Annotated in this window: 10 protein-coding genes and 1 tRNA gene; 5 read left to right on the plus strand and 6 right to left on the minus strand. The window is 30.8% G+C overall.

What is annotated here, in order from left to right:
• The first annotated feature begins 74 nt into the window (after nucleotides 1-74).
• The gene (locus tag BM549_RS11245; protein ID WP_290470355.1) at nucleotides 75-773 is read left to right on the plus strand and encodes a DUF3667 domain-containing protein; all 699 of its coding nucleotides are present in this window, start codon (nucleotides 75-77) and stop codon (nucleotides 771-773) included.
• Here BM549_RS11245 and BM549_RS11250 read toward each other — a convergent pair.
• Both BM549_RS11250 and truA read right to left on the minus strand, forming a co-directional pair.
• The gene (locus BM549_RS11250) at nucleotides 770-2,536 is read right to left on the minus strand and encodes an ABC transporter ATP-binding protein (RefSeq protein ID WP_290470356.1); all 1,767 of its coding nucleotides are present in this window, start codon (nucleotides 2,534-2,536) and stop codon (nucleotides 770-772) included. The genes BM549_RS11245 and BM549_RS11250 overlap by 4 nt on opposite strands.
• Nucleotides 2,537-2,545: 9 nt before the next feature.
• Nucleotides 2,546-3,289: a tRNA pseudouridine(38-40) synthase TruA gene (gene truA, locus BM549_RS11255; RefSeq protein WP_290470357.1), complete on the minus strand. Its 744-nt coding sequence runs from the start codon at nucleotides 3,287-3,289 to the stop codon at nucleotides 2,546-2,548.
• A 107-nt stretch (nucleotides 3,290-3,396) separates the two neighbouring features.
• Between truA and BM549_RS11260 the strand changes: the two genes are divergently transcribed.
• Nucleotides 3,397-3,894, plus strand: a complete 498-nt coding sequence (locus BM549_RS11260; RefSeq protein ID WP_013868976.1) for a metallophosphoesterase family protein — start codon at nucleotides 3,397-3,399, stop codon at nucleotides 3,892-3,894.
• Between the two features lie 60 nt (nucleotides 3,895-3,954).
• On the opposite strand, the gene BM549_RS11265 is transcribed toward BM549_RS11260, so the two are convergent.
• Nucleotides 3,955-4,365: a DUF4293 domain-containing protein gene (locus tag BM549_RS11265; RefSeq protein ID WP_290470358.1), complete on the minus strand. Its 411-nt coding sequence runs from the start codon at nucleotides 4,363-4,365 to the stop codon at nucleotides 3,955-3,957.
• 209 nt (nucleotides 4,366-4,574) lie between these two features.
• Between BM549_RS11265 and rho the strand changes: the two genes are divergently transcribed.
• On the plus strand, nucleotides 4,575-6,260 hold the full coding sequence (rho, locus tag BM549_RS11270; protein ID WP_290470359.1) for a transcription termination factor Rho: 1,686 nt from the start codon (nucleotides 4,575-4,577) through the stop codon (nucleotides 6,258-6,260).
• A 344-nt stretch (nucleotides 6,261-6,604) separates the two neighbouring features.
• On the opposite strand, the gene rpsT is transcribed toward rho, so the two are convergent.
• From rpsT to proS, 3 genes are all read right to left on the minus strand, one after another.
• Nucleotides 6,605-6,856, minus strand: coding sequence for a 30S ribosomal protein S20 (rpsT, locus tag BM549_RS11275; RefSeq protein WP_290470360.1), 252 nt, complete (start codon nucleotides 6,854-6,856; stop codon nucleotides 6,605-6,607).
• Nucleotides 6,857-6,885: 29 nt separating this feature from the next.
• Nucleotides 6,886-6,957 (minus strand) — tRNA-Glu (locus tag BM549_RS11280).
• Nucleotides 6,958-7,109: 152 nt separating this feature from the next.
• Nucleotides 7,110-8,588 (minus strand): proline--tRNA ligase, encoded by a 1,479-nt coding sequence (gene proS / locus BM549_RS11285; protein WP_290470361.1) that lies wholly within the window; start codon nucleotides 8,586-8,588, stop codon nucleotides 7,110-7,112.
• A gap of 100 nt (nucleotides 8,589-8,688) precedes the next feature.
• Between proS and BM549_RS11290 the strand changes: the two genes are divergently transcribed.
• Together BM549_RS11290 and BM549_RS11295 are read left to right on the plus strand one after the other, a co-directional pair.
• Nucleotides 8,689-9,645, plus strand: coding sequence for a hypothetical protein (locus tag BM549_RS11290; RefSeq protein ID WP_290470362.1), 957 nt, complete (start codon nucleotides 8,689-8,691; stop codon nucleotides 9,643-9,645).
• A 66-nt stretch (nucleotides 9,646-9,711) separates the two neighbouring features.
• Nucleotides 9,712-11,226 carry an OmpP1/FadL family transporter gene (locus BM549_RS11295; RefSeq protein ID WP_290470363.1) on the plus strand — a complete coding sequence of 505 codons (1,515 nt, stop codon included), beginning with the start codon at nucleotides 9,712-9,714 and terminating at the stop codon, nucleotides 11,224-11,226.
• Nucleotides 11,227-11,602: the final 376 nt, after the last annotated feature.

Here is an 11,602-nt window from a genome sequence, read left to right on the forward strand (position 1 = left end):
GCAAAAGGTTATTACCACAGCAAATAAACTTTTGCAATGGCTGTGGCGCAAAAGTTATTAGAAACAGACTAACAATGCGCAATCTTTTTGAAGACATCGCTTACCGTTATATTAATTACGATAACCAATTTTTACAAACAATAATTACCTTACTTAAAAAACCAGAACTTGTTATAGACAGTTATATTAATGGTGCAAGAAAGTGCTATGTAAACCCAATTAGCTTTTTTGCTATTAACTTAACATTATCTGGATTTTATATTTTTATAATTCAAAAATATTTTGGAGATGTATTAAATTTCGATACAATGGTTGCAAACCAATCTGTAGGCCAACAGAAAATAAACGCATCTATAATGAGTATGGTTTACGATTATGGCTCTTTAATTAACTCTTTAATAATTCCTTTTTTAGCACTTATTTCTGTAATAGTATTTTATAATAAAAAATACAATTACACAGAGCATATTGTATTATTTCTCTATACCATGTCACTATTTTCTTTAGTTACAATGGCAATAAGTTTAATTGTTTTATCTGTAAATGAAAGCTACTATATTACTATAAGTATGGTACTATATATATTTGCTTTTATATACCATTGCTATGTATTTAAGCGCTTATTTAAATTAAGTGCAAAGCAACTTTTTATAAAAATATTATTTTTTATACCAATATTTTTTATGGCTTATATTGGCATGTCTCTAGCAGGAGCCATTTTATTTTTTATATTTTCAGATGTCTCTTTGCAAGACTTTGCTCCAAAAAATTAAGCAACTTCAGCTTTTAAAAATTGAACTTCATAAAGGTTTCTATAATAACCATCTTTATTTTTAAGCAATTCTTGATGTGTACCTTGCTCTACAACTTCACCAGCATCCATAACAATGATTTTGTCTGCTTTTTGAATAGTTGCTAATCTGTGCGCTATTACAATAGAAGTTCTTCCTTTAGTAATCTTATCTGTAGCTGTTTGTATTAACTGTTCAGAATAAGAATCTACAGACGATGTTGCTTCATCTAAAACTAAAATACTAGGGTTTGCTACATAAGCTCGTAAAAACGAAATTAATTGTCGTTGCCCAGAACTTAACATCACACCTCTTTCTTTTACATTATAGTGATATCCATTTGGTAAGCTTGATATAAAATTATGAATACCAATATCTTTTGCTGCTTGAATTACCTCTGCTTCGGTAATATTTGGATTGTTAAGTGTAATATTATTCATAATAGTATCTGCAAACAAGAAAACATCTTGTAAAACCACAGCTATTTGACTTCTTAAAGATGCCAATGTTACGGTTTTAATATCTGTTTTATCTACACTAATACTTCCGCCATTTATTTCATAAAAACGACTTAACAGGTTTATTATGGTTGATTTTCCTGCACCAGTTGCACCTACAATAGCTACGGTTTGTCCTGCTTCTACATTAAAAGAAATTCCCTTTAAAACTTCTTCGTTATCCACATAACTAAAACGTACATTATTAAAGAAAATTTCGCCTTTAAAATGTGCCGCTTCATTAACTCCTGTATCATTAATTTGCGAAGTTGTGTCTATTACTTTAAACACACGCTTTGCAGCTACCATACCCATTTGCAAGGTATTAAACTTATCTGCAATTTGCCTTAATGGTCTAAACAACTGTGGTATCATCATTATAAACATAAATAATTCACCTTCGGTTGCGGTACCTTCTAAAACCACCATTAAACCACCAAACCAAACTATTAGTCCAGAAGTAATTGATGAAAGAAAATCTGCAATAGGAAAAAATATAGAGTTATACCATATTGTTTTTAACCAGCCTTTTTTATGACGCTCGTTTATTGCCTTAAAATTTTTATGCTCTGTTGCTTCTCTTGTAAAAAGCTGAAGAATTTTCATTCCAGTAACACGTTCCTGAACAAAAGAATTTAAGTTTGAAACTTCGGTTCTAACTTCTTCAAAAGCCTTTTTCATGTAACGCTGAAATATTTTTGTAGCATACAATACTATTGGCATTGTTATAAATACTATTAAGCTTAGCTTAAAGTTTTCAAACAACATAACTCCAGAGATTACAAGCATAACCATTAAATCCCTAGAAATCATAAACAAGCCTTGCCCAAAAATATCGGCAATACGCTCCATGTCTGTTACTGCTCTGGTAATTAAAGTACCAACCGAAGAATTGTCGTAGTACTTCATTTTAAATTTAAGCATGTGATTAAATAACAAAACACGCACATCTTTAACGATGTTTTGTCCCAACCATGCTGCATAATATTGAAACAAAAACTGAAATATAGTTTGCAGTAAAAGCAAACCAACCATTAAAGAAATATAAAATAAAAAGCCATCATCATTATTTAGCTTAATATTATTATCTATTACAATTCTTAACAAGTAAGGTATTGCAATACTTAGTCCTGCAATAATAAGCACGGATAACAAAACACCATAAAAAACTGTTTTATAGGGTTTTGTAAATTTAAACAAGCGTTTAAATAAAGTGATATCAAAAATATTTTCTTTTTTATTACTCAAACTAATAGATTATAATTTTATAGTCTTTGGGTAAGCGACTTCGGTTAAGTATAATGCATGTGCTGGCACAGAAAATCCGGCTTCACTTCTATTTTTAGATTTTATAATATTATGCATATCATTAACTTCTAATTTTCCAACTCCAACATTAATTAAAGTGCCAACAATTGCCCGCACCATATTTCTAAGAAACCTATCGGCTTTAATTGTAAATTGAAGCTCATTACCAACAACTTCCCATTGGGCTTTCATTATATTACAATTATACGTTTTTACATCTGTATTACTCTTAGAAAAGCATTGAAAATTTTTATAATCAAATAAAATTTTTGTTGCTTCTTTTATTCTATCTATATCCAATTTCGCTTTTAATAAGAAAGCTTGCTCTGTATTAAATGGGTTTTTTTGAAGTGCAATTCTATATAAATACTGTCTGCTAACAGCATCAAAACGAGCATGAGCATCTGCTTTTACTTTAAATATATTTTGAATTGAAATAGCCTCAGGTAAAAATGAATTTAATTTATACTGAAGCATGTGCTCTTCAAAAATCACATCTGTGTCAAAATGAGCAAATAACTGTATTGCATGAACTCCAGCATCTGTTCTTCCTGCACCCATTGTAGATATTTTTTCTTTTAACAAAGTAGACAATCCTTTTTCTAAAACTTCTTGCACAGAAATAGCATTAGGTTGTACCTGCCAACCGTGATAAGCTTTTCCGTTATATGAAAGTTCTATAAAATATCGCAAAGAAAGATGTATTTTTACGTTTTTTAAAGTAGCAAAGATACTTCTTTTTGTTGCTAAAGAAATGCTAAAATTGTAATAAAAAAGACATTGAAATCCTCTCCCAATACATGAAAAAAATCCTTCTCTTATCAGACACTCACAGTTATATTGATGATGATATTTTAAAATATGTTAAACAAGCAGACGAAGTTTGGCATGCTGGAGACATTGGCGATTTAAAAGTTACAGATGCTATTTCAAAACTAAAACCCTTACGTGGTGTTCACGGCAATATAGACGGCGATAAAGTACGGTTAGAATTTCCAGAAAACAATAGGTTTATGTGTGAAGATGTAGATGTCTGGATAACACATATTGGTGGTTATCCTAATAAATATAATGTTAGAGTTCGTGAAGAAATTTACAAAAATCCGCCACGAATTTTTATATGTGGACATTCTCATATTTTAAAGGTAATACCAGATAAAAAACTAAATTTAATACATATGAATCCTGGCGCTGTAGGTAAACATGGGTTTCATAAAGTTAGAACCATGTTGCGTTTCACTATAGATGGAAAGAAAATAGAAAATTTAGAAGTAATAGAGTTTCCAAAACGTTATTAGAAAAAAAAGCCCAAGATCTTCACCTTGGGCTCACGCACTAATACTACTAAGATGATAGGTTTATCGTAATCTATCTACAGATTTTACGAGATCTTCATCCTTTTTAATCGCCTTATTAGCTAAAGCCAATAATACAATAGACAGAATTGGAAGAAAAATCCCAATACCTTTCTCAGAAACCAAAGCTTCTCCAGATACATTTAGAGATTGATATACAAGTAATCCTAGTAAAATAAAGTTTAATATTATATTAAGTCGTCCCAACATAAATTGAGATTTCCTTTTCTTAAAATTAAATATAGATACTAAAGACAAGAAAGCAGAAGCTAAAAACATGCCAAAATATAAAGGCTCATCTATAGCAAAAACTTTTACGTCTTCATTAGTTATCCATAAATGAAAAACAAAAATCAATCCAGCCGATATACCTGCGGCAAGTAATAAATAGAAAGATTGTATGCGTTGTATCATTTATTTTATTCGAAAAATTTGAGTTTCAAAAATATAACTTCTTTTGCAAATTTTAGCTAAAAAATTAAAATAAAGTCGTATTATTGCATTAACGATTTGCAACAACCACAGTAGCAAGACGTTATTTCTTCAAAAAAATTCAATTATAATTTTCTTCGGAAATTTTTCAAAAACATATTTTTCTAAAAAAATATTCAATTAAACAATTCATGTTTGAAATCTCACAATTAAAAGAAATGAAACTTCCTGAGTTACAGGAAATGGCTAAAAAATTAAGCATACCAAAGTTTCGATCACTAAAAAAATTAGATCTTGTTTATCAAATTTTAGACAAGCAAGCAGCAAACCCAAAAGCTGTACAAGAAGTAAAAGTAGATGCGCCTGCCGCAAAACAAACTACTACTAAAAAAGCACCAGCCGCAAAGCCAAAAAGAGAGCGCGTACAACGTACTCCAGCAGCTAAGCAAAACAAACCTAATCCTAAAGCAAAAACAAACCAAGAAACTTTAGCTTTTAAGGATAAAGAAGAAGACGATAAAAAACAGGGCACTAAAAAGGAAGCAACTCCTACTGCTGCAAAAGAACAAAAAGCTAAGCCACAGCACAAAAAGCCTGTACATAATCATCAAAACAGAAAAGACGATAATAAAAAAGATAATAACAACAATCAAAATCGTCAAAACAATCAAAATAAAAACAATAACCGTAATCAAGGTAAAAACGGAAATACTCACGGAAATAAAGATACCCGCAACCGTTACCGTGAACCAGATTTTGAATTTGATGCTATTATTGAGAGTGAAGGCGTATTAGACATCATGCAAGATGGATATGGTTTTTTACGCTCATCAGACTATAATTATTTATCATCACCAGATGATATTTATGTATCGCAATCTCAAATACGTTTATTTGGTTTAAAAACTGGAGATACAGTACTTGGAAATGTAAGACCACCTAAAGAAGGCGAAAAATACTTTCCACTAATTAAAGTAAATAAAATTAACGGCCAAAGTCCAGATGTTGTTAGAGATCGAGTATCTTTTGAGCATTTAACACCGTTATTTCCTCAAGAGAAATTTAATATCGCTGAAAAGCAATCTACAATTTCAACTCGTATAATGGACTTATTCGCTCCTATAGGAAAAGGACAACGTGGTATGATTGTTTCTCAACCTAAAACAGGTAAAACAATGTTACTTAAAGATGTTGCAAATGCAATAGCAGCTAATCATCCAGAAGTATACCAAATGATTTTGCTTATAGACGAACGTCCAGAAGAAGTTACAGATATGCAGCGTAATGTTCGCGGTGAAGTTATTGCTTCTACTTTTGATAAGGAAGCTCATGAGCATGTAAAAATTGCAAACATTGTATTAGAAAAAGCAAAAAGATTAGTAGAATGCGGTCATGATGTTGTTATACTTCTAGACTCTATTACACGTTTAGCAAGAGCATACAATACTGTACAACCTGCTTCAGGAAAAATACTTTCTGGTGGTGTAGATGCAAACGCTTTACACAAACCAAAAAGATTCTTTGGTGCTGCACGTAATATTGAAAATGGAGGTTCGCTAACAATTATCGCTACAGCATTAACAGAAACAGGTTCTAAAATGGACGAAGTAATTTTCGAAGAATTTAAAGGAACTGGTAATATGGAACTACAATTAGATCGTAAAATATCTAACCGTAGAATTTTCCCAGCTATAGATTTAACATCATCAAGTACAAGACGAGATGATATATTATTAGATGACAAAACTATACAACGCATGTGGGTAATGCGTAAATATCTTGCCGATATGAATCCTGTAGAGGCAATGGAGTTTATAAACGATCGTTTTAAACAAACAAGAACTAACGAAGAGTTTTTAATTTCAATGAATGGTTAATCGGTTAACACTTTAATTAAATATTAGGATGTTATATCCTAACTAAAAAAAGCCTTGATATATCAAGGCTTTTTTTAGTTAAACAATTTAACAAATAAGCTTTCAAGTGTAATTTCAACATAAAAACACATAGCGTTACCAAGCTATTCGTTATCGTTTTTTTATAATTTAAGATATAAACTTTATTTTTTTAAACAATAGACAGTACTCTTGTAAAAAAAAAACATCAACCTTTTTCTTAAGCTAGCACATTAAATAGTAAGCAGAATACTAATGTATAAAACAACAAAAAAGCCTACTGAAATTTCAATAGGCTTTTGTTAAATTTAAAACTAAAGTCTTAATTATATAGCAGCAACGTGTTTTGCTAAACCAGACTTTAAATTGGCAGCTTTATTAGCATGAATTACATTTTTCTTAGCTAATTTATCTAACATAGAGAATACAGAAGGTAATAAAGCTTCAGCTTCTTTCTTATCTGTTAACTCACGTAATTTCTTAATCGCATTACGAGTCGTCTTGTGCTGATATTTATTTCTTAAACGCTTAGTTTCAGTTTGTCTAATTCTTTTAAGCGCTGACTTATGATTTGCCATTAGTTTATATTTTCTTTATTAAAAAATTGTAGCCCGTAGGGGAATCGAACCCCTCTTACATGGATGAAAACCATGCGTCCTAGCCGATAGACGAACGGGCCATTTATTTAAGAGTGTGCAAATATATAATATTTTTTTTACTCTGCAAAAACTTATTTTAAATAACTTAACAATGTTTCCATTGCGGATGCAAAAATACAACTAATTTCTACTTTTGCAATACTTATTTAATTTTTTTTTTATTTTTTTTTAATTAATATGCTTTTGCAAATAAAACTCTTCTTTTAGAAGGCTTTCCAGAATACACACAAACACCCTCAACTAACTCACCGTCAATAGGTAAGCAACGTATGGTTGCTTTAGTGATTTCTTTTATCTTATCTTCAGTTTCAATTGTACCATCCCAATGTGCTGAAATAAAACCACCTTTTTCTTTTAAAACAGATTTAAATTCTTCAAAATTTTCTACTTCAGTAATGTGAGAATTTCTAAAATCTAATGCTTTATTAAAAAGCGAATCTTGAATTTCCACCATTAATCCTTCTACTTTTTCTATTAAAGACTCTAAAGAGACTGTTTCTTTAGTTAACGTATCTCTACGAGCTAACTCAACAGTTCCATTTTCTAAATCTCTTGCTCCAATGGCTATACGTAATGGTACACCTTGTAATTCATGCTGTGCAAATTTAGCGCCTGGTCTATGTGTGGTCCTATTATCAAACTTTACCGTAATATGTTTAGCACGTAAATCTTTCATTATACCATTTACAACATCTGTAATTTGCTCTAATTGCTCATCGGTTTTATATATAGGAACAATTACTACTTGATTTGGTGCTAAGTTTGGTGGTAGCACCAAACCTTGATCATCACTATGTGTCATTATTAAGGCTCCCATTAATCTTGTTGAAACTCCCCAAGACGTAGCCCAAACATAATCTTGTTTTCCTTCTTTGTTAGTAAACTTAACATCAAAAGCTTTTGCAAAATTTTGTCCTAAAAAATGAGATGTTCCTGCTTGTAATGCTTTTCCATCTTGCATTAAAGCTTCTATACAATATGTCTCTTCTGCTCCTGCAAATCGTTCACTTTCAGATTTCAATCCTTGGACAACAGGAATAGCCATAAATTCTTCTGCGAAAGTTGCATAAACATTATTCATTGTTTCTGCTTCCGTAATAGCTTCGGTTCTTGTTTCATGTGCTGTATGTCCTTCTTGCCATAAAAATTCTGCTGTACGTAAAAATAACCTTGTACGCATTTCCCATCTAACAACATTTGCCCATTGGTTAATTAATAATGGTAAATCTCTATAAGATTGTATCCATCCTTTATATGTATTCCAAATAATAGCTTCACTTGTTGGTCTAACTACAAGTTCTTCTTCTAATTTAGCTTCAGGATCAACTCTAAGTTTTCCTTCATTGTCAGGGTCATTCTGCAATCTATAATGAGTTACAACTGCACATTCTTTTGCGAAACCTTCTGCATTTTTTTCTTCAGCTTCGAATAGGCTTTTAGGTACAAATAATGGGAAATATGCATTTTGATGTCCTGTTTCTTTAAACATTCTATCTAATTCGGCTTGCATTTTCTCCCAAATAGCGTAACCATAAGGCTTAATAACCATACAACCTCTTACCGCTGAATTCTCTGCTAAATCGGCCTTGACAACCAATTCGTTATACCATTTTGAATAATCTTCTGCTCTACTCGTGAGTTTTTTGCTCATATACAGTGTTTTGGCACAAATTTTGTGACTATGTTAAAAAAAGAAATAGTTGGACAAAACTAACTATTTTTGTTATGTTCAACAATAAAATCTCATAGTTATGCAATTAAAAAAATACTTACTTAATAAATTACCAGCAATTACTGGTTTAATTTTGGTGTTTAGTCTCACTTCGTGTGGCTCTTATCAATATGTTGGACAAGAGAGTGATGGTATTTACGTAGATGATACTTCAACACAAGAAGTCACTTATGCTGAAGTTGAAGAAAGTTCTAATAGCGACTATTATAAAAATTATTTTAAAGAAAAATCTCTAGAATTAGAAGCTGCAGACAACGAAGTATTTGTTGATATTGATTCTTATCAAGGAAATTACGAAGAAGGTGTTGAATCTGAAGGTTACGGTGCTTGGGGTGACAATGGTAATGAGGTTACTATAAATGTTTATGATAACAATTACAGTAATTGGGGATGGACAATGCCATATTGGGGATGGAATAGATTTGGCTGGAATCGACCTTATTACGGTTGGAATTCAGGTTTTGGCTTTAATGGATTTGGTTGGAATGCTGGTTTTGGATTTAGTGGAGGTTTCTACAATCCTTATTGGTTTCCAAACTATGGCTATGGATTTGGCTACTCTAATTACTATAATACTGGTTATTATTACAATAGACGTGGCGCATTTAATAGAAGTAGAAGAAATGCTTTAGCTTCAAGGTACACTTCATTAAATGGTAGAAATTATAATAATTCTGCAAGGTTAAGAAGTAACTCGACAAGAACACGTTCTAGAGTAAACAGTTCAACTAGATTTAATAACAACAATAATACAAATATTAGAACTAGATCTAGAGTTAAAACAAATTCATCTACTTCGCCTTCAAGAGTAAAAAGTAATAGAACTAGGGTAAGAAGTAATACTACTCCAACTAGAACTCGTACAAGAGTAAACTCTACTCCTAGATCTAATCGCTCATACAGTAGTCCATCTAGAAGCTCAAGCTCATCAAGAGCTTCTTCTGGTTCAAGATCAAGTTCTCGTAGAAGAGGATAAAATTAAATATATAGATTTATAAATTTTATGAAAAAGATAATATTCGTTTTCGTAGGCATACTTAGTATGTCTACTCTTTACAGTCAAAGTACAAATGATGCCTTAAGATACAGTAATGGAGAAATTATTGGCTCTGCTAGATTTAAAGCATTAAGTGGAGCTTTTGGAGCGCTTGGTGGGGATTTAAGTGCTGTCAATATTAATCCTGCTAGTTCTGCTGTTTTTACCAACAGTTATGCTTCCTTTTCTATAAATAATATGGACTCAAATAATGAGACAAATTATTTTGGAGGAAGAAACTCTATTTCTGATTCTGATTTTTCTTTAAATCAAGCCGGTGGCGTTTTTGTTTTTAGAAATACTAATGAAAACTCAAAATGGAAAAAATTCTCTTTTAGCATTGCTTATGATAATACTAAAAATTATCATGATACTTGGACTGCAGCTGGAACAAATAATAAAGATGTTAATGCTGGTGGTTCTATAGCAAAATTCTTTTTAAACAATGCTAATGGACTTAGGTTAGATGAAATTTCTGCTTTTGCAGGTGAATCTTATTCTGAAGCTTATTCTGAAATTGGAAGCTTTTATGGAGAACAAAACCAACAAGCCTTTTTAGGATATACTTCATATATTATAGAATCTGAAACTGGCGATGATGCAGATACTAATTATTTTTCTAATGTAGTTGGGAATTCTTTTGACCAACAATACAATTATACATCAACCGGTTATAATGGAAAATTAGCTTTTAACATTGGAGCGCAATATGGAGACAACATTTATTTAGGTCTTAATTTAAATTCTCATTTTTTAAATTTTGAACGTTTCACTTCTATTAATGAATCTAACGACACTTCAGGTGCCGTTGTGAATGATATTTATTTTGAAAATATTTTAAATACGAATGGTTCTGGATTTTCTTTTCAACTAGGAAGCATTATTAAAGTTACAGATAATTTAAGATTAGGATTAGCTTACGACTCTCCTACTTGGATGACAATTGAAGAAGAAACAACACAATTTATACAAACTAATAGTCGTGATGGTATTCCATTAGAAGATGGTAGTACGTTTTTTTCAGAAACAATAAACCCACAAGTTGTTAATATTTTTGCACCTTATAAGTTACAAACACCTGCTAAAATCACCGGTAGTTTAGCTTATGTTTTTGGAACTAACGGTCTTTTAAGTTTTGATTACTCGAGAAAAGATTATAGTAATACAAAATTTAAACCTACATCTGATGCTTATTATTCTCAATTAAATTCTGAAATTAATAACATATTTACTACAGCAAACACATATAAATTTGGCGGAGAATATAAAATAAAACAACTAAGCCTTAGAGCTGGTTATAGATTTGAAGAAAGCCCATATAAAGACGAAAATACAATTGGTGACTTAACAGGCTACTCTCTAGGTTTAGGATATAGATTTGGAAACACTTCTCTTGACTTAACTTTTGATCAAGCAGAGCAATCTAGGAATCAACAAATTTTTAACACTGGACTTGTAGATAGAGTTAACATAGATAATACTAATTCTAACATTACTTTATCTCTAGGTTTTCAATTATAGAGCCTTACTTACAACTTACTAAGCTTACAGCTATAAATTTATTTTTATAGCTGTTTTTTTTTGCTAAATTTTTATTTATTCAAGAGTTTATTTAGAACCACAGTAATTTAAAATTTATTAAGTTTTGTTTCAACGTGAATACTCATTTTAAGCATTTTTGTTATTTGCTTATTTTCGTTTTATCATACTTATTATAATAATTTTTATTCTACTTAAGAATGAGTTCTTAACTAATTCAACCTTTTGATTAGTTTATAAGAAATATTAAATAGTATCCATAAAAAAACCTGAACAATTCGTTCAGGTTTTTTTATGGATACTATTTAATATTTCTTAGTCTTTAGGTTAACGCTTTAATGTAAAGTGTGCTCTAAAG

The organism is Lacinutrix sp. MedPE-SW, from assembly GCF_001874145.1.
Taxonomy (GTDB): Bacteria; Bacteroidota; Bacteroidia; order Flavobacteriales; family Flavobacteriaceae; genus Lacinutrix.